Origin of the sequence: Paenibacillus senegalensis JC66, assembly GCF_000285515.1 — a bacterium.
In the GTDB taxonomy this organism is placed as follows: Bacteria; Bacillota; Bacilli; order Paenibacillales; family NBRC-103111; genus Paenibacillus_L; species Paenibacillus_L senegalensis.
This window is the reverse complement of sequence record NZ_HE610961.1, coordinates 396,676-414,777: the sequence shown is the minus strand read 5'-3', so window position 1 is coordinate 414,777 and position 18,102 is coordinate 396,676. Positions and strand designations below refer to the sequence as shown.

The following is an 18,102-nucleotide window of genomic DNA, read 5'->3' as shown; positions in this document are numbered from 1 at the left end:
GCCAATTATGTAGTATGGGAGGAGCGTTTCACTATGCGACCGGAACCTAAAGAGCAAATAGATCCCAGAGCATTACCGGTCTGGAGATGGGAAGGAGCGATCGGTTCATTAGTTTCAGCCGTTGTGGTTGGGGCTTTGCAGTATTTGGCGCTCCGTTTTTCCTGGGCATGGTGGATTCCGGCCTTGGCATGGATGCTGCTTCTCCTGGAAGTTGTGTGCCTGGTCATCTGGTTTCCCAAGGTAAGATGGCTGCGCTGGCGTTTCGAAATTCGTGAAGAAGAAATTGATCTGCAGAGAGGAATCATTTTTCGCACACGAACCTTGATTCCTATGGTCAGAATTCAGCATGTAGATACCAATCAGGGGCCGGTTATGCGGAAATACGGCTTGTCCTCGGTTACTTTTTCTACAGCTGCCGGCAGTCATGAAATTCCTGCGCTGTCTAATGAAATGGCGGATCAGGTTCGCGATCAAATAGCGGAGTTGGCGAGGGTGTCCCATGAAGATGTCTGAGGGGAAAAAGCTGCATCCGCTGGCAGCCTTGCTAAACGCCATAGGGAGTTTGAGGGATTTCCTGCTGCCCCTTATCATCCTAATGATTACTCAGCTTTCCCGTGATTCGGGCTCTTCCGTTCAATTCTATTGGCGGCTAATTCCTATTGTGCTGGTCGTGTTTCTGTCTATTGTGGGCGGTATATGGTCTTGGTTTGTTTTTCGCTATGGAACGGCGGATGGCAAGTTGTATGTATATAGGGGAGTTCTATTTAGGAAAAGACAATATATTCCTTTTGAACGGATTCAAAGCGTTGATTTAACGGAGGGGATTTTGCACCGGATATTCGGGTTGGTTAAGGTGCAGATCCAGACCGCTGGAGGAAGCAAGCCGGAGGCTGTTCTTTCGGCTGTTACCAAAGAGGAAGCTGCACACTTGCAGAGAGAGCTCAAATCCTTAGCACCTGCTCAGTCCAAGGAAAATGAGACAGCGGCAGCAGGGGAGGCTGGGCGGGTAAAGGACGGCTCTATACCGTTATCATCCGGGCAGCGGGATTCAGACGAGCTTGAGCTGAAGCATGTGAGACCTGGGTCGGAGAGTGCAGCCCCTGGGTTTGGGCAGCAAGCCGAGATGAGTAGTGGTCCAACGAAAAAACTGCCTTTTGCCAAGCTGTTTATTGCCGGTCTGACATCAGCGAGCCTGGGACTTTCCTTCTCGTTACTGCTGGCGTTTGTTTCTCAAGTCGATGAGCTGTTTCCTAGCCTGGTTTCGTATTCTTACTTCGAAAGCATTAATTTTTGGAGTGTCCTGCCTTTCCTGCTTATATTCATCCTGCTAGTGGCTGCTGCTCTAGCTATTATACTGGCGATTTTGCGGTTCGCCAATTTTCAAATTACCAGGCTGGGGGATGATCTGGTTATTGAAAGGGGACTGCTGGAGAAGCGCAAAGTAACTTTGCCTCTGAAACGGATCCAAGCGATCCGCATCGTGGAAGAGCCGGTATGGCAGCCCTTCGGTTTAGCTGCTGTCCATGTGGAAAGTGTAGGTTACGGTAATGAAAAAGGTGAATCGACCTTGCTGTTTCCGCTCTTACACCGCAAGGAGATGAATGAGTTTCTGCGAACATTCGCGCCTAATTTTTCTCCTGACCAGGAGCTCGCGCTCCGCAAGCTGCCGGCAAAAGCTTGGCCAAGCTATGTTTTACCGGTGCCCATTGTTTTGGCTTTAGGCTCCGCAGCATTAACGTATTGGACCGAGTGGGGCTGGATTGGCTGGCTAATCTGCGGAATGTATGCGCTGCTTGGCTGGTGGAGATTTAAGAGTGCGGGCTGGCATGTGGAAGAGAACCAGCTGCTGCTCCGATTCCGCAGCGTAACCCGAAGCACGGTAATCATCCCGCGGCATCGGCTCCAATCATTCGGTGTAGCACGCAGTCCGTTGCAATTAAGAAGAGGACTGTCATCGATTGAAGCGGTTGTAGCTTCTGGTGCTTCCGGGGCTTACTTCAAGATTAAAGGGCTGTTAATCGAGGAAGCGACCGATATTCTGGCTTGGTTTCGGGGATGGGATAAGCCGAAGCCCGGGTCAATTGTTGTTGAACCGCTTGAGGGAGACTCCAAAGAGGGAAATCCCTGGAAGGAAACTCCATAGAGGAAGCCCCGTGGAGGAGCCCTGTGGGGAGCCTCCGTGGAGGAGTCTCGAGGAGGTATCCCTGTGGGGGCCTGGCTAGCCGTGCAATGCGCATGACAAAGCCCGCGAATGACATCATTAGACATCCTTTCGCGGGCTGCTGGAAGTGCGGGAGTCATTGCCCGCGGTTTCGATTGGTCATTTGCTGCCATACCGATCCAAGCGCTTCCTCGCCGCCTTCAATTCTTTCGATGGCGAGCTTAATTTGCATGCGCACTTCAAATTCAGGATCATCCTGAGCTTTCTTTAAAGCAGGCAGGGCAGTTTCATTACCGGTTTCAAAAAGAAACCGCGCCGCTCTCCAGCGGACTAGCTTGTTCCGGTCGCTTAACGCTTCCGCCATGGCTCCGATTGCCGCAGGGTCTCCGATATCGGATAGGGTATCGCCTGCCGTCCTTCTTACCGAGGCCGAGGAATCCTTGAGTGCCTGAAAAAGATACGGCAGCACATCCGGTTCATTGATGTCCCCCATATAGACGACAGCCAGACGCCGGATGGAAACCTGGGGGTCCTTCAATGCCTTTCCCAGCAGAGGCAGAGCTTCTAATGAAGGTTTTAGTTGCTCAAGAGCCGCATAGCGGACACGCCAATCCTCTGCATTCAACGCTTCAGCCAGTTCATCAACGGCAACGGATGACTCAGATTGTGCCGCTTCCTCGTCCCAGTCATTCATCGCTTGTTCCACCATGCTGTCTAATCGGCTTTGGGGATAGGCAGCCTCGAGTTCCTTTTTAACCTCCTCGAGTACCTCCTTAAGATCACCATACCGTACTCCCTGTTCAATCAACTTGCGTTCTGTGATCAAATTAGGGGAGGCCAAACCTGCTGTTGTGGCTGCTCGGGTAAAACGCTCCGGCAACGCGGCACGCTGCTCCTCCGTATCATTGCTGACTCTGATCTGCATCGGGATGCCGCGAAATACCTGTATTTTAACCTGCACCTCACCGAAGGCGGCCGCCTGGCTGCCCTGATTGCCCTCTGCAGCTGCAGAGCTTGATTGCCGGGCAAGCGCTTCGCTCTCGCCGAGAATTTCCCGCGCCTGAGACAAAATTTGCTGCCAATCTCCTCTCGGATGACGGTCAATGGCGATAAAATCTGCTGCATGGTACAGCCCGGTCACTCCCGGAATGGAGAGGAGCTGTTTAAAGGCGGGCGGCGCGTCTTCCGAATCAAGCGTATATGCTTTGCGAACCCCATCCGGTAATTTTTCATCCATATTTAACTTCATGGAATTAGGGCTCGGGGTCGGTTCTATAGATACGACTTTCATAAAGCTATAATCTCTCCTTCCTGGTTTCATTAAGTATCGTACTCGATTCCATCATATCATAATTAAAACCAGGGAAGAGGGGGAATCAGTAATGGTCGAGACAGACCGCTGTTCTCGCTTCTTTTCGTTCTTTTGCTGCTTATCACCAGCCGAATTAGATTCTCCAGACAACCTTATTGGACGGGTTGAGCTGAATTTTGAAACAGCTGCTGCGCACTCTCATTGAACTGTTGTACGTAGGGATCCAGCGGACGTCCAGCCCAGCTTTCTTGGGCGTACATATTCAGCTGGTTGATGAAGTTGCGGTTTGCAGCTACAAATACCGGTTTGTCTCCGGGAATGAGCTGATGAATGGTATCGGCGATCGTTTTGACAAAGGGATAAGCCAAATGATCGGGATTTTCTACCGTTTCATAATTGTTAATGCCTGTGGCGAGATCGTTAGGATTAGAGTACTGGCTGAATGTGAATGGATTGTACCGGCCTAAAGAAGTACCAGAATTGTTTGTTTCCTGACGTGCTTCACCACCTATTGTCCCGGCGGCAGTACCGTCAACCATAATCGCGCAATAAATGTTGCGATCGGTTTCCATCACAATAGCGCTGTTAACCCCGTTCAGAGCCTCCACTTGGCGGGAAACGTCCTGCTTAAAGGTAAGGGATTGGTTATGATGCGATATTGAAGATTGCGCAGAAAGCTCAGCGGATTGCCTTAAGGGCTGCTCAGATGAAGAAAGATCATTTCGCGTGCTGCCATAATTTGTAGGGCTGCGGTTATCCCCAAGCTGGGGGTAACAGCCGCTTGCGGTCAGCAAAATAGTGCCTGTAATCAAAACAAGCAGGGTAGAGTGTACAGTTTTATGCATGATTTACCTCCTTGAAGCAAATAATCGTTGTATGCCGGCTTATAGACAAGCTTAGATCAACGCGAAAGGTCAAGCGGTCTAATGGCTATAACTTGCTGCCGCTTATAAATGATGCCGAATTATGCAAAAGGCTCATGTGTATAGCATGGATTAGAAGTGCGAAATTATGCCTCTCGGTCATCCGGGAAAGTCTGCATAAAGTTTATATTTCAGAAAAATGCATGATTAAAAATCACAGTAGTGGCAAGGATGTTAGAACATTGTGTGAACTTTACCAGGAAGATTGACAAACCAGTATAACGAATTTATAGTTAATAGGAGTCATGCATGTTGTTCCATCCTGATAACGGTTAAAACAGAAAATGGGGTTGATAAGTAATGAATCGTAAGAAATTTGTATGGCGTCTAATGCCCCTTATGGCGGCATTGGCGTTTTTGCTGACCGGGTGTGGTGATCCCACTCTATCCGCACTTGATCCTAAAGGGCCTGTAGCCCAGGAACAGCTGTTCCTGATGAAGCTGAGCCTTGGGGTCATGATTTTTGTATTTACGGTCGTTATGGCTCTGTACATCTATGTTCTTATTCGCTACCGCAAGCGCAAAGGGCAGGAAGGGGTGCCGAAGCAGGTTGAGGGCAGTCATGTCCTGGAGGTCGTATGGACCGTCATCCCCATTATTTTATTGATTATCATTGCGGTACCAACCGTTTACTATACTTTCAAACATAGCGAGAACTACACGGAAAACGAGAATATTCTGCAGGTTAAGGTTACTGCACATCAATACTGGTGGCAGTTCGAATATCCGCAGCACGGCATCAATACGGCTCAAGACCTGGTCATACCGGTTGGCCAGCCTGTAGCTTTTGAAGTCGTCGCTTCCGATGTAATTCACTCGTTCTGGGTTCCTTCGCTCGGAGGTAAGATTGATACCTTAGTCGGGCAAACGAACGTTACTTATTTGCAAGCTGACGAGCCAGCGGTATACCGTGGTAAATGTGCGGAATTGTGCGGAGCGTCACACGCCCTGATGGATTTCAAAGTGGTTGCCATGGAGCAAGCCGATTTTGATGCCTGGGTAAGCAATATTCAATCACCGCCGGCAGTGCCTGACAGTGTTGCCCAAGGTGAAGAAGTTTTCCGTACCAACTGCTTATCTTGTCACGCTGTAGGCGCGGATGGCATGAGTATGGGCCCTAATTTGACCGGATTTGCAGACCGTGAGATGATCGCCGGAATCCTGGAGCATACAGATGAGAATCTGAAGAATTGGATTAGCGACACGCAGTCTATCAAACCTGGAAATAAAATGCCATCATTTAACCTCAGTGATGAGCAGATGAATCAACTGGTCGATTACTTAAATGAGCTTAAATTACAATAGGCGCAAGTTTGTTGAAATAAGGAGGTAACCAAGTTGGGTCATTCACATTCAGTGAAACGATACAGCGGCATCATGGATTGGCTAACGACCGTTGATCATAAAAAAATCGGTATTTTGTATTTCTTGGCTGGGGGGATTTTCTTCCTCCTCGGAGGATTGGAAGCGATCCTTATCCGGATTCAGCTCGCCTATCCTAATCTGGAGATCTTTATCGGCGGCACTTTCAACCAGCTGCTGACTATGCACGGTACTACGATGATCTTTTTGGCAGCGATGCCGCTTTTGTTCGGCTTTATGAACGCGATTGTTCCTTTGCAGATAGGAGCTCGCGACGTAGCGTTTCCTTTTCTTAACTCATTAGGCTTCTGGCTGTTCTTCTTTGGAGGCTTGCTGCTTAACCTGAGCTGGTTTATGGGTGGGGCGCCAGATGCCGGTTGGACGGCTTACGCACCATTATCTACGGAATATAGCCTGCGCGGAGTGGACTTCTACGTGCTGGGTCTGCAAATCTCTGGTATCGGTACCCTGATCGGGGGGATTAACTTCCTCGTTACGATCATTAATATGAGAGCTCCGGGAATGACCTTCATGAGAATGCCTCTGTTCACCTGGACGGCATTCATCACTTCCGGTCTGATCCTGTTCGCTTTCCCGGCGATTACGGTTGGTTTGGTTCAGCTCATGTTCGACCGCTTGTTTGACGGTAACTTCTTCAACGTAGCCAAGGGCGGTAACGTAGTTTTATGGCAGCATATCTTCTGGATTTTCGGACATCCTGAAGTGTATATCCTGATTCTTCCCGCTTTCGGGATTATCTCTGAAGTCATTAGTACATTCTCCAAGAAAAGATTGTTCGGTTACAGCTCCATGGTTTTTGCTACGATCCTGATCGGGTTTCTGGGCTTCATGGTTTGGGTTCACCACATGTTCACCGTTGGAATGGGGCCTGTAGCCAACTCCATCTTCGCCATTGCAACGATGGCAATCGCCGTACCTACCGGTATTAAGATCTTTAACTGGATCTTTACAATGTGGGGAGGTCACATCCGGTTTACGGCCGCTAATCTATGGGCCGTCGGATTTATCCCGTGTTTCGTTATGGGTGGAATGACTGGAGTTATGCTTGCGGTTCCTGCTGCTGACTTCCAGTACCATGATACTTACTTCGTTGTAGCTCACTTCCACTACGTTATTGTTGGTGGACTAATGTTCGGTATTTTCGCAGGCCTGTACTACTGGTGGCCCAAAATGTTCGGACGCATGCTTAACGAAGCAATGGGGAAAGTCCATTTCTGGACATTCCTGATCGGTTTCCACCTGACCTTCTTCCCGCAGCACTTCCTCGGATTGTTCGGAATGCCGCGCAGGGTTTACACATTCCTGCCAGGTCAGGATTTGGAGATGGGTAACTTCGTAAGTACAATCGGTGCCATGCTCATGGGAGTCGGTGTTGTTGTCTTCCTGCTTAACATTATCGTGACTTCGATGAAGCCGGCAGATGCAAGCGCCGATCCTTGGGATGCTCGCACCTTGGAGTGGTCAATCCCTTCTCCTTCGCCAGAGTATAACTTCAAGCAAACTCCGCTTGTACGCGGTCTGGATGCATTGTGGAAAGAAAAAATGGATGGGAATAAAGGTATGACGCCTGCTGAACCAATTGGCTCGATTCATATGCCATCAGCGAGTATTCTTCCGTTCATTATGTCTATCGGATTGTTCATTGCAGGATTTGGTTTCATGTTTGCTAATTATGAGTTCAACAACAGCTTTGTGCTGATGCTGTTTGAAAAACATATCATTGCTATTATTGGTTTGGCTATAACGCTTGGCTGTATGGTCATTCGCTCATTGATCGACGATCCAGGCTGGCATATTGAACCAGAGGAGCTTGAGGAAGGAGGGAAAGCGTAATGGCTAATACACATCATGCAGATGGCGTTTTGCCTGCCGAACCGGAAAAAGCGACTCTTGAAGGAAAGAATAAAGTACTCGCATTTTGGCTGTTCCTTGGTGGAGAGACTGTATTATTTGGAACGTTGTTCGCTTCCTTCATTGCTCTCCGCAACCAAGTTCCTTCCGGACCTACGGGAGATCAAATCTTTGTTCTTCCGATGGTTGCGGCGGCTACATTGATTTTGTTAACGAGTAGCTTAACGAGTGTGTTCGCAACAATTGCCATGCACAAGCATAATTTGAAGGCTATGCTTGGCTGGTTAACGGCTACTGTACTATTGGGGCTTGCTTTCTTGGGTCTTGAGATTTATGAGTTCGTGGAATATGTTCATGAAGGTCATACCTTTACGAGCAGTGCCTTTGGTACATCGTTCTATACATTAGTAGGGTTCCACGGAGCCCACGTTGTGTTCGGGATTGTATGGATATCGCTTCTCATTTTCCAAGGTATGAAAAAAGGTTTAACGGTTGTTACTGCACCCAAGTTTTATGTAGCAGGCTTGTACTGGCACTATGTGGACGTTGTCTGGGTATTCATCTTCACCGTAGTTTACTTGATGGGAAAGGTGGGGTAAAGGCATGAGTGCAGAACAGCACCCGTCAGCCACTAATCGGCGTCATAGGGTTGAAGGTCCCAAGAACCATTACATTACTTATATTGTATCGATTGTTCTTACAATGATTGCATTTGCCGCTGTCATCTATGGTGGATTGAGTCAGGCATTCCTGTACGCTTTCCTTCTAATCATGGCTTTGGTGCAATGCATGTTCCAAATGGCAGTATGGATGCATATGAAAGAAAAAGATCACGCATATCCGATTATCGGAATTTTGTTCGGTGTATTCGTAGCAATTGGCGGATTTCTAGCCGCGATTTTCTGGATGTGGTGGTAAAGGTATAAGGCAGGGAGAGGCGGAGAGGGCAACCATAACGTCTCTCCCTATTTAATGATTTCAGTTGAGCGAGTTTCTTTAACCTACGACAACAAGGGGGTAACTCCCGTGACGAATACAGAACATGTGCACAACTTGAATCCTGATTTTTTCGCATTATGGAGGCCCGATGTTTTTTTGTTGACGGTCCTGCTGGGTGCCGTATATTTTTACCTGATTGGCCCTGGCCGCAAGCATTTTCCGAACGCCAAGCCAGTTCCGTTTGGGAAGCAGGCGTGGATGGTTTCCGCACTGGTCATTTTTTACTTGGGACAAGGGTCACCCTTAGGCTATTATGGACATGGCTTCCTCTTTAGTGCTCATATGCTTCAAATGTCTTTAGTCTATTTAGCTGTTCCCCCATTAGTTTATCTTGGTATTCCCGATTGGATGACCCGTCATCTTCTGGCGAAGCCAGGCGTAAAAAAATGGCTTCATCCTATAACTCATCCGCTAATTGCATTGCTGCTATTTAATTTATTATTTTCTTTCTATCATTTGCCGCTTATTTTTGATTTTTTAATGGTTAACCATTTGCTGCACAATGTGTATCATTTCATTTTGATAGCTACAGCTTTGTTGATGTGGTTTCCAGTGTTCATCATGGATAAATATTGGTGCCGCATTAGTGAGTTAAAAAAGCTGATTTATATATTTGCTAACGGGGTGCTGTTAACGCCCGCATGTGCTCTGATCATTTTTGCGGGTACGGAATTGTACTCAATTTATGCTGGAGCACCTCAGCTCTTCACTTTCCTTCCACCTGTAGATGACCAGCAAACAGGCGGAGTCATTATGAAGATTATGCAGGAATTTGTGTATGGTCTCATGCTGGCCTTCGTATTTTTCCGCTGGTACAATCTGGAGAAGAAAAAGGAAGCCGAGTTGGAAGAGCAAGGGCTTGCCGATGGAACGCTGCTTCCCAAAGAAGTACCCTCTTCTTGATTTGTAAATCATCTATCATCGTTATTATTTGCTACCTATAATAAATTCATTTAACGAGTAGACGGGACGGGAGATCAGAATGGAACTGCTGCCACTCATTAGTACCACTTTTATCGTAATTAGTGCAATATTAGTCGGTATAGGCTGGTATCATATTGTTAAAGGCAACCAATCGACACATGAAAAGTTTATGATTGCGGGAGCGATATTTGCATTAGCCTTTTTCATCGTTTATATGTCCAGAACCCTCTTTATGGGAAATACCTCGTTCTCCGAAGCGGCGCCAGATTGGATTCGCACCTCCTATCATGTGTTTCTGATTTTTCATATCCTGCTGGCTACCATTTCCGCTGTATTTGGACTTGTTACCTTGTATAACGCGTTCAAGAAAAACTTTGCCAGACATAAAAAAATTGGCAAAATCACAGCTATACTATGGCTTATGACAGCACCGACAGGAGTAATAGTATTCCTTCTGCTGTATGTAATCTATCCGGGCGGGGACACTAAACCGCTATTCGATGTTATTCTGGGACGGTAGCCCCAACTGATTGAAGATGAACGGAACGGTATTGATTACTAACATGAATGATTGATTGAACTAGATAGCCGGAACAGCTCTAGATGTAGCTGTTCCGGTTTTTGCTGTTTCAGAGTGTTTTCGGATAAGTATTTGCTAAAGCTAGCGATAAAAAAGAGCTTGTCATGCCTAAGAACAAGTGATATAGTGTGTATATAGATATACACACTATATCATTATCTACATATATTGTGTGTGCAATGTAAATGCTCTATAAATGTATTTTCGCAAATTTTAGGCTGGTTAGGCAATCGAATGAAAGAGGGTAACTTATGGTAAAGGGAAGAATGACATGGGCAAATTGCAAGCGGCTGCTGATGCGGGATTTTCAGCAGGATGGTTTGCATATTTTTACAGGGCTGCTTTTAGTTCTTTTATTTGCAATTATCGGTTCCCCGTTCTTGATGGAATCGCAGAATACCTTCTTTTATTGGGGGGCAAGGGACATCTATTTCATGGCGGTAGTAAGTACTCTAGGATTTAGCCTGATGTCCAAAGAATATAGAAGCTTTGGGTGGAAGAAAGCTCCCATCACCAAAAAGCTGATGTTTCTGAAATCAATGCCCATATCGGCTAAGGAGATTATAGGCAGCCGGGTACTCTATTTTTTAATCACGTTTATTTTTTACGGCACGGTGTTCTTTTCCGTTTTAGGCTACGTCTGGCTGCGAGAAGGAAATGCACTAAGCGAATTTGTCATTTTTGCTCTGGTGTGGTTGTCATACGGGCTAGCGGTGGGTTCTTTCTATTTGTGGATGGAAATAACCCAGGGTGAAAAAATTTATTTTATCAGCTCGTTTATTATTATCGGGATATTTATTTTGCTGACTGTTCTGCTTCGTTTGGCGGGCTTTTCCCTTTACGATTTAATTATAGATGGAACGAAGACATATGGGTTTATCCTGCCGCTATGCACTATACCGATCGCGGTGTTCATAAGTTTAATATGCGTAAGGGCCGCAGTTGGAGGATTAGATAGACGGGAGCTGGCTTAAAAGCAGCATTCAAGCGATGGGGGTGAATCTTATGCCGCTTCCCGTTACCGTTTCAAATGAAAGTGGTAAGCCCATGTATCAGCAGATTAAAGAACAAATTCGCGAGCTCATTGTAAGCGGTACTTTGCAAGAAGGGACATTGCTTCCTTCAATCCGGGAACTTTCTGCTGATTTATCCTGCAGCAGTATTACGATTCGCCGGGTCTATCAGGACTTGGAGAATGAAAAGCTTCTTGTAACCCGCCAAGGGACGGGGACCTTTGTTGCATCAGTAGATGAAGGAGACCGCAGCAGATATAGAAGCACCGCGGTAGCTGAAGCGTTCAAAACGGCGGTTGAGCTAGGACGGCGTATGCAATGTGCAGAGGACGAAATGAGAAAAATGGTTGAAGATTTGTTATTGGCAACAAGAAAGGGGGAGACTAAATGAACACCACATCGATGAATAACCATGCCATTAGTTTGTCTAACCTTACCGTCAGCCATGGAACATCTTTTATATTGGGGCCGATAAATTGCGTGTTGGAGCCGGGTACCGTAACCGCTCTAGTTGGACCGAACGGTTCTGGAAAAAGCACTTTATTTCGGACGATGATGAACTACCATTTTCCGGACGGGGGAGAAATCAATTATTGGGGACTGAACTATTCAAATGATGCAGTAGAAATTAAAAGCCGCCTAGGCTACGTCCCCGAGTTAAGCGAGCTTGACCAGCATGGTAAACATTTGCGGGATCTCTCGTCCTTTATGTCTCACTGGTACCCGACCTGGGATACACATAAATATAACTATCTTGCCGAACACTTTGAATTGGAGGAGACGATGCCATTTAAGCAGATGTCCAAAGGTTCACAGCGTAAAGCTTCTCTAATCCTGGCTATGTCCCATAATCCGGAATTGCTTCTTCTGGACGAGCCCTCATCAGGGCTTGACCCTTTCGCGACCAGAAAGATGATCGAAGAAATCACTCATTATATGGAAGAGCCCGATCGTACCGTATTAATTGCTACCCATAGTATGGATGAGGTTCGGCGCCTCGCTGATTTTGTACTATTCATGTATAACGGGAAACAAATTGGCTATTACGAAAAAGACGCTCTTATCGATGATTGGAGAAGTGTATGGGTACAAAATGACGTTGAAGCTCCCTATTCCTGGCCAGGTGTTCTCCATGTTGAAAATGGCGGTCCGATTAGAGTGATAACCAATAAATATAGAGAATTGCTGGAATATCTCGATGCTAATCGTATAGCTGTAATTAAAACGGAAACGCTGGAGCTGGAGGAGATATTGCTGCAGCTTCTGATTCCCTATAAAGAAGCTGGAAAGAAGTCCATTCGTAGATAACCTGTAGAGAGAGTCGATTGATCGTACCGGGCTGGCTTGGCATTCGAATACAAGGATCCTTTTATGGACAAGGAAGGAGTTAAATGGAGTTGAAATCATTAGAGATTATAGAAGTCAAAAAACAATTTGGCAATCATACAGCAGTTAACGGCATAAGTTTGGAGGTCCAGCAGGGAGAAATCTTCGGTTTGCTTGGCGGCAATGGTGCCGGGAAAACTACGACAATGCGCATGGTGATGGGACTGACTAATCCGGATAGCGGCGAAATTAGATGGAACGGGGAAAAGTACAAGCCTTCCTTGCGGCAAACAATGGGTTACCTGCCGGAGGAAAGAGGGCTTTATCCTAAAAACAAAGTCAGCGAACAAATCGTTTATTTGGCTGAGCTGAAAGGCATGAACCGCAAAGCTGCTGATCAAAAGCTGAAGGAATGGTTAGAAAAATTTGAGGTGCCTGAATACTACAATAAAAAAGTAGAGGAGCTTTCCAAAGGGAATCAGCAAAAAATTCAATTTATTGCGGCTGTCATCCATGACCCGGACATTCTGGTATTAGATGAAGCTTTCAGTGGGCTTGACCCGGTTAATGTGGAGTTATTGAAAAAAAACGTGCTTGCGCTGCGTGACCAGGGAAAAACGATATTATTTTCCAGCCACCGAATGGATCATGTGGAGGAGCTTTGTCAAAATATATGCATCATGCATAAATCGAATGCTGTACTTAAAGGGAATTTAAAGGAGATAAAGGCAAGCTATCCGAAGGAACGAGTGATTCTGGAAACGGCTCAGGAAGTGCATGGCTTGGAGGCTATTGAAGGTGTTTCTTCTATTATAAAGCTGCAGAGTGGATTGGACATTCGGATAACAGATGCTGGTGCTGCACAACGCATCCTTCAAGAGGCTTCCCGTCAAACCGAAATCATTCGATTCCAGATCATGGAGCCGACATTGAATGAAATCTTTATCAAGAAAGTAGGGACTCCACATGAATAGCTTAGGTGCGGTAATTCGGTTTACGTTCAAAAACCGCTTTTTTACCAAATCGACAATCATTACGACATTGATTTTTATACTGCTGATCAGCATTGCGATTAACTTGCCCTATTTAATCAGTTTGTTTATTTCCGGCGAAACCAAGCAGGAGACGATAGCGATGATCGAGGATGAGACGGGCATAGCAGCTGAACTGCAATCTCACTTTGCGGCATTAGGCGATGATGGTTTAAGCATCGTTCTTGTTCCGGATGCAGGATCGGAAGAAGCAAATACCGGGCAGCTGATGGAGGGGATTACCACCGGAAGCTGGCAGGGATACCTGCAGCTTCAGTTCGATGGAGCAGAGAGCTTCCCGGCCGTGGTTTATTATTCGCAAGAAGATCTTTCTTCGGCGGAACAGACTATGCTGATGGCGGGACTTCAGGCAGCCAAGACACAATTACTGGCGGAGCAGCTCAATTTAAATGAGGCTCAGCTGGCTCAATTACAAGCTCCGGTAAGCCTGGAAATAAGCCAATTATCCGAGGAGGGCCAACCCGTACAAGAGGGAGAGGGAACAGCCGCTACTGGAACCCGTTATGCTCTCGTATATATTTTGATTATCCTGCTGTTTTTTGGCGTCGTCATGTATGGAAACTTGATTGCTACCGAGGTGACAGCGGAGAAAAGCTCCAGAGTGATGGAGATCCTGATATCGAGCATTTCGCCTGTTACCCAAATGTTCGGAAAAGTCATTGGCATGATGCTGTTGGCGATGCTTCAGCTTTTCATATATTTCATCACAGCAGTCGTTAATCTGCTTCTGCCTCACAATATTGAAATGCTAAGAGCACTGGATATTAACATCAGCGAAATTCCAATAAGTTTAATTATTGCGTTTTTCTTCTTCTATTTTGCGGGATTCCTGCTGTATTCCCTGATTTTCGCAGCGTTAGGATCATTAATCAGCCGGACGGAGGAATTAAGCCAAGCGGTCACACCGCTTACCTTTGTTCTGTTGGCCGCTTTTTACATCGGGATTTTCGGTATGAATACTCCGGATAGCACATTTATGGTGGTATCCTCCTTTATCCCGTTCTTTACCCCGTTTCTTTTATTTTTGAGGATGGGATTAGGCAGTGTAGCTGGATGGGAGATTGCGCTTGGAATTCTGCTCCTTATTGCTACCATTCTTTTCTTTACCTGGCTCGCAGCCAAAATTTATCGCGTGGGTGTGTTAATGTACGGCAAGAAGCCTTCTATAAAAGAAATTATAAAAGCGATGAAGGCTTACAACGTGTAAACTTAATTACTTAAAAGACAAGATAAAAGTGCTGCCTCCTGGACAAATAGTCCGGGAGGTTTTTTTTGCAGGGAAAAATCATTATTCTGAAAAAAATGAGCAGCTTTAAAATCATTTTTTTTCGCTTTTTTGGGTAAGCGGTATTTTTTTGCTCAAAATAGTTGTACAATGTTCAAAGGACTGGCGCGTTCAAAGTACAGCCAGCTATTCATCCGGAGGAGGAGTTCCACAATGAAAGTTGCAGTCATCGGCTGTGGCATCATGGGAAGAACCCATGCGAATGCCTATAATCAGCTGCAGGACGCAGAATTAGTAGGAGTGTGTGATTTTGTGGAAGAAGTCGCCCGTAAAGAAGCGGACACCTTCAATACCACACCTTATTTTTCATTTGAGGAGATGATTAAGGAAGCCAAGCCGGAAGTGGTCAGCATTTGCCTGCCAACTCATCTCCACAAAGAATACGTCATGAAAGCGGCAGATTTGGGCGTTCATGTGGTTTGCGAGAAGCCGATTGCCCCAACTTTAGAAGAAGCCAGAGAAATGATTTCTTATTGTGAAGCCAAAGGTGTCAGATTGTTTGTTGCTCATGTTGTCCGTTTCTTCCCAAGCTACAAGAATATCAGCAATAAAGTAAAGGATGGAGCGGTCGGCAGCGTAGGTGTTATTCATACGAAAAGAATCGGCAGCCATCCGGGCGCAACCAAGCCTTGGTATAAAGATGTAAGCAAGAGCGGCGGAGTCATTATGGATTTGATGATTCATGATCTCGATTATGTACGCAGCATTGCAGGCGATGTGAAAACCGTATATGCGATCGGAAGAACGACTGATGAAATAGATTATGCGCTCGTAACTTTGCGTTTTGAGAATGGGGCGATTGCTAATCTCGAAGCTTTCTGGGGGTATCCAGGTGCATTTACAACTGCTGTTGAGGTAAGCGGAAACAAAGGTGTTATTCGTTTCAACAGTGCTGATGCCGCTACAGTGAAGGTTAGAAAGGCAGCAGATCCAGCCACGGGTGCGGATGCTATCGCCAAAGATATGAGCCCGCATTTGCACAATCCTTATTATTACGAGCTCGAGCATTTCCTGAACTGCATTGCAACCGGTCAAGCATCCGATGTAACGGCGGAAGATGGTTATGAGGCCGTCAAGCTCTCGCTTGCTGCTCTCGAATCATTGCGCACAGGGAAGGCTGTTTCAATGAATGGGTTTGAAGCCTCTGAAGGGAGGAGCAATTAACATGACAGCTCAACTTAAAGTCGGTATGATCAGCTTTGCCCACGGTCATGCTTTTAGTTATTTTAATGATATGTTTAAAGTTCAAAACGCCGTTGTAGCCGCTATCGCGGATGAAGTGCCGGAGCGTGTAGAGAAGATTGTGCAGGAGCACTCCATTCCTTACTACCAGGATTATCGGGAGATGCTGAAGACCGACATTGATGCCGTAATTATTTGTTCAGAGAATGTTCATCATTATCAACAAACGATTGATGCGGCCAAAGCCGGTAAGCACGTCTTATGTGAAAAGCCATTGGGAATCTCCGTAGATGAGATGAAAGAAATGATTCAGGTTTGCAAAGAAAACAAGGTACAATTGATGACAGCATTCCCCTGCCGCTATATTGTTGCTGTGCTTAAAGCCAAGGAAGCGATTGATAACGGGGAAATCGGCGAGGTGCTTGCGGTTAAAGGGACAAATCGTGGAACAATGCCAGGACAGTGGTTTATTGACCGCGCTTTGTCTGGTGGCGGGGCAGTTCTGGACCATACCGTCCATGTTATGGATTTGTTAAACTGGATTACGGGCAGCCGGGTTAGTGAAGTGTATGCAGAAGGCGGCACGCTTTTCCATGATATCGCTATCGATGATGCCGGAATGGTAAACGTCAAGTTTGAAAATGGAGTAGTTGCAGTTATTGATACAAGCTGGTCCCGGCCGCAATCATTCCCTACCTGGGGTGACGTAACGATGGAAATCATCGGCAGCAAAGGTGTAATTTCTGTGGACTCCTTCGCCCAGAAGAATGAGATCTATAATGATGATGCGGTCAAAGCCCAATGGGCAGGATGGGGCGATGGCATGAACCTGGGGCTGATGAATTCATTCATCGATGCCATCCGCAACGGGGAGCCCGTTCCGATTACGGGAGAAGATGGACTGCGCTCGGCGGAAGTCGCTTTGGCCGCGTATGAGTCTATTCGCACGGGACAACCGGTTAAGCTATAGAAATTTTGTGCTAAACAACCAAATGGTTGATGTACAGGGTATTAACAGTATTTTAGATACCGACGAATTCTTTGGATTAGTTGAAAAAAGAGCCAAACTCCGGACTTTACGGTCTGGACATTGGCTCTTTTTATAGTTTAGAGTGAATAGGGAAATAGGTAATGAATTTAGTGGTTTAGCTAGAAAAAGGAAAAAGGTGGAGGAAATGTGAACGATGCTAAAAGTATAAGTTAGGATTATTCAACCCAGTAAGCGCCTGTGACCAGAAGAAAAGGGGAGTATTTCAAAAATGCTTAATTGTGACAAAAAAGGGCACAAAAATGATTTTTTTAATTAAATTTACGCAAAAGTATTGCAAAACACGTCAGGGATCGACATAATACTATATCAGGAAGGCGGCTTCTTTACCAAATGCTTACATTGTTTGGTAATGAAAAAGAGATGGTCGAGACCTTTTATACGGACTTTGTTCTGCAACCATAGAGTATTTATCAGATGTCTGTGTTAGTCATGTACAGGTCTTGGTTATCTCTTTTTTGATTTTGCCAGATACGGTGGCGTCTCGTTTACAGGGGGAGGAGAGATCTTACAACTCGCAGTAAAAAATAAAGAATACAATCCATTAAGTCTGAGAGGTGAACTTACAGTTGTCCAAGTCAACTATGCAGGAAAGTCCGCTGCTTAACCGGCCTTCCCGGTTGTCCAAGGCGCTTAAGCCCTACCGGAGAAACTGGGAGCTGTATGTCCTGATTGCTCCGGCAATCGCTTATTTTATTATCTTCGAATACATTCCGATGTACGGATTGCAAATTGCGTTCAAGAACTTTATTGCGACCAAAGGAATTTGGGGAAGCCCCTGGATCGGATTCGATCATTTCGAGCGGTTCTTCAACAGCTATTTCTTCTGGCGCTTGATTAAGAACACGATCGGCATCAGCTTGTATCAGCTGGCGATAGGGTTCCCGGCTCCGATAATTTTGGCGCTGATGATCAACGAGGTGCGGCAAAAGTACTTTAGAAAGTTCGTGCAAACGGTTACCTATGCACCGCATTTCTTGTCCACCGTTGTGCTCGTCGGGATGCTCTTGATCTTCCTGTCCCCGTCCACAGGGCTGGTTAACCAGGCAATCAAGTTTTTCGG

Annotated in this window: 17 protein-coding genes and 1 pseudogene; 16 read left to right on the top strand and 2 right to left on the bottom strand. The window is 46.1% G+C overall.

Annotated elements, in window-relative coordinates; all coding sequences use genetic code 11:
• Nucleotides 1-33 precede the first annotated feature (33 nt).
• Together PSHG_RS20440 and PSHG_RS20435 are read left to right on the top strand one after the other, a co-directional pair.
• On the top strand, nucleotides 34-513 hold the full coding sequence (locus PSHG_RS20440) for a PH domain-containing protein (RefSeq protein ID WP_010277036.1): 480 nt from the start codon (nucleotides 34-36) through the stop codon (nucleotides 511-513).
• On the top strand, nucleotides 500-2,143 hold the full coding sequence (locus tag PSHG_RS20435) for a PH domain-containing protein (RefSeq protein WP_081505214.1): 1,644 nt from the start codon (nucleotides 500-502) through the stop codon (nucleotides 2,141-2,143). The genes PSHG_RS20440 and PSHG_RS20435 overlap by 14 nt, the downstream gene beginning before the upstream one ends.
• 154 nt (nucleotides 2,144-2,297) lie before the next feature.
• Here PSHG_RS20435 and PSHG_RS20430 read toward each other — a convergent pair whose 3' ends face one another.
• A complete protein-coding gene (locus PSHG_RS20430) occupies nucleotides 2,298-3,452 on the bottom strand; it encodes a conserved virulence factor C family protein (protein ID WP_010277031.1) in 1,155 nt (384 codons plus the stop codon).
• Nucleotides 3,453-3,625: 173 nt separating this feature from the next.
• Nucleotides 3,626-4,318, bottom strand: a complete 693-nt coding sequence (locus PSHG_RS20425; protein WP_010277028.1) for a hypothetical protein — start codon at nucleotides 4,316-4,318, stop codon at nucleotides 3,626-3,628.
• Nucleotides 4,319-4,696: 378 nt separating this feature from the next.
• Between PSHG_RS20425 and coxB the strand changes: the two genes are divergently transcribed.
• From coxB to PSHG_RS30960, 14 genes and pseudogenes are all read left to right on the top strand, one after another.
• Complete coding sequence (gene coxB / locus PSHG_RS20420) at nucleotides 4,697-5,701, top strand: cytochrome c oxidase subunit II (protein WP_010277026.1); 1,005 nt, start codon at nucleotides 4,697-4,699, stop codon at nucleotides 5,699-5,701.
• Between the two features lie 72 nt (nucleotides 5,702-5,773).
• Nucleotides 5,774-7,612: a cytochrome c oxidase subunit I gene (gene ctaD / locus PSHG_RS20415; protein WP_042122537.1), complete on the top strand. Its 1,839-nt coding sequence runs from the start codon at nucleotides 5,774-5,776 to the stop codon at nucleotides 7,610-7,612.
• Complete coding sequence (locus PSHG_RS20410) at nucleotides 7,612-8,229, top strand: cytochrome (ubi)quinol oxidase subunit III (protein ID WP_010277020.1); 618 nt, start codon at nucleotides 7,612-7,614, stop codon at nucleotides 8,227-8,229. The genes ctaD and PSHG_RS20410 overlap by 1 nt, the downstream gene beginning before the upstream one ends.
• A 4-nt stretch (nucleotides 8,230-8,233) precedes the next feature.
• Nucleotides 8,234-8,548, top strand: a complete 315-nt coding sequence (locus PSHG_RS20405) for a cytochrome C oxidase subunit IV family protein (RefSeq protein ID WP_010277015.1) — start codon at nucleotides 8,234-8,236, stop codon at nucleotides 8,546-8,548.
• A 108-nt stretch (nucleotides 8,549-8,656) separates the two neighbouring features.
• Entirely contained in the window at nucleotides 8,657-9,532 is an 876-nt protein-coding gene (locus PSHG_RS20400) for a cytochrome c oxidase assembly protein (RefSeq protein ID WP_010277013.1), read from the top strand.
• Between the two features lie 79 nt (nucleotides 9,533-9,611).
• Complete coding sequence (locus tag PSHG_RS20395) at nucleotides 9,612-10,073, top strand: DUF420 domain-containing protein (protein ID WP_010277010.1); 462 nt, start codon at nucleotides 9,612-9,614, stop codon at nucleotides 10,071-10,073.
• Nucleotides 10,074-10,384: 311 nt separating this feature from the next.
• Complete coding sequence (locus PSHG_RS20390) at nucleotides 10,385-11,107, top strand: ABC-2 transporter permease (RefSeq protein ID WP_010277007.1); 723 nt, start codon at nucleotides 10,385-10,387, stop codon at nucleotides 11,105-11,107.
• A 73-nt stretch (nucleotides 11,108-11,180) separates the two neighbouring features.
• Nucleotides 11,181-11,537, top strand: coding sequence for a GntR family transcriptional regulator (locus PSHG_RS20385; RefSeq protein WP_235782092.1), 357 nt, complete (start codon nucleotides 11,181-11,183; stop codon nucleotides 11,535-11,537).
• The gene (locus PSHG_RS28485) at nucleotides 11,534-12,454 is read left to right on the top strand and encodes an ABC transporter ATP-binding protein (protein WP_010277001.1); all 921 of its coding nucleotides are present in this window, start codon (nucleotides 11,534-11,536) and stop codon (nucleotides 12,452-12,454) included. The genes PSHG_RS20385 and PSHG_RS28485 overlap by 4 nt, the downstream gene beginning before the upstream one ends.
• Nucleotides 12,455-12,537: 83 nt before the next feature.
• Nucleotides 12,538-13,446 carry an ABC transporter ATP-binding protein gene (locus tag PSHG_RS20375; RefSeq protein WP_010276999.1) on the top strand — a complete coding sequence of 303 codons (909 nt, stop codon included), beginning with the start codon at nucleotides 12,538-12,540 and terminating at the stop codon, nucleotides 13,444-13,446.
• Nucleotides 13,439-14,731 (top strand): ABC transporter permease, encoded by a 1,293-nt coding sequence (locus PSHG_RS20370; protein WP_010276996.1) that lies wholly within the window; start codon nucleotides 13,439-13,441, stop codon nucleotides 14,729-14,731. Before PSHG_RS20375 ends, PSHG_RS20370 begins: the two co-directional genes overlap by 8 nt.
• A gap of 231 nt (nucleotides 14,732-14,962) precedes the next feature.
• Nucleotides 14,963-15,973 carry a Gfo/Idh/MocA family protein gene (locus PSHG_RS20365; RefSeq protein WP_010276993.1) on the top strand — a complete coding sequence of 337 codons (1,011 nt, stop codon included), beginning with the start codon at nucleotides 14,963-14,965 and terminating at the stop codon, nucleotides 15,971-15,973.
• A 1-nt stretch (nucleotide 15,974) separates the two neighbouring features.
• Nucleotides 15,975-16,961, top strand: coding sequence for a Gfo/Idh/MocA family protein (locus PSHG_RS20360; protein ID WP_010276991.1), 987 nt, complete (start codon nucleotides 15,975-15,977; stop codon nucleotides 16,959-16,961).
• A gap of 662 nt (nucleotides 16,962-17,623) precedes the next feature.
• Nucleotides 17,624-18,102, top strand: a pseudogene (locus PSHG_RS30960) (sugar ABC transporter permease); the annotation flags it as partial.

Bases quoted from the DNA above. Each gene is read 5' to 3' on its own strand.
- PSHG_RS20425 (WP_010277028.1), bottom strand. From the start codon at position 4,318: ATGCATAAAACTGTACACTCTACCCTGCTTGTTTTGATTACAGGCACT.
- PSHG_RS28485 (WP_010277001.1), top strand. From the start codon at position 11,534: ATGAACACCACATCGATGAATAACCATGCCATTAGTTTGTCTAACCTT.
- PSHG_RS20440 (WP_010277036.1), top strand. From the start codon at position 34: ATGCGACCGGAACCTAAAGAGCAAATAGATCCCAGAGCATTACCGGTC.
- PSHG_RS20395 (WP_010277010.1), top strand. From the start codon at position 9,612: ATGGAACTGCTGCCACTCATTAGTACCACTTTTATCGTAATTAGTGCA.
- PSHG_RS20435 (WP_081505214.1), top strand. From the start codon at position 500: ATGAAGATGTCTGAGGGGAAAAAGCTGCATCCGCTGGCAGCCTTGCTA.
- coxB (WP_010277026.1), top strand. From the start codon at position 4,697: ATGAATCGTAAGAAATTTGTATGGCGTCTAATGCCCCTTATGGCGGCA.
- PSHG_RS20360 (WP_010276991.1), top strand. From the start codon at position 15,975: ATGACAGCTCAACTTAAAGTCGGTATGATCAGCTTTGCCCACGGTCAT.
- PSHG_RS20410 (WP_010277020.1), top strand. From the start codon at position 7,612: ATGGCTAATACACATCATGCAGATGGCGTTTTGCCTGCCGAACCGGAA.
- PSHG_RS20405 (WP_010277015.1), top strand. From the start codon at position 8,234: ATGAGTGCAGAACAGCACCCGTCAGCCACTAATCGGCGTCATAGGGTT.
- PSHG_RS20385 (WP_235782092.1), top strand. From the start codon at position 11,181: ATGTATCAGCAGATTAAAGAACAAATTCGCGAGCTCATTGTAAGCGGT.
- ctaD (WP_042122537.1), top strand. From the start codon at position 5,774: ATGGATTGGCTAACGACCGTTGATCATAAAAAAATCGGTATTTTGTAT.
- PSHG_RS20370 (WP_010276996.1), top strand. From the start codon at position 13,439: ATGAATAGCTTAGGTGCGGTAATTCGGTTTACGTTCAAAAACCGCTTT.
- PSHG_RS20365 (WP_010276993.1), top strand. From the start codon at position 14,963: ATGAAAGTTGCAGTCATCGGCTGTGGCATCATGGGAAGAACCCATGCG.
- PSHG_RS20430 (WP_010277031.1), bottom strand. From the start codon at position 3,452: ATGAAAGTCGTATCTATAGAACCGACCCCGAGCCCTAATTCCATGAAG.
- PSHG_RS20390 (WP_010277007.1), top strand. From the start codon at position 10,385: ATGGTAAAGGGAAGAATGACATGGGCAAATTGCAAGCGGCTGCTGATG.
- PSHG_RS20375 (WP_010276999.1), top strand. From the start codon at position 12,538: ATGGAGTTGAAATCATTAGAGATTATAGAAGTCAAAAAACAATTTGGC.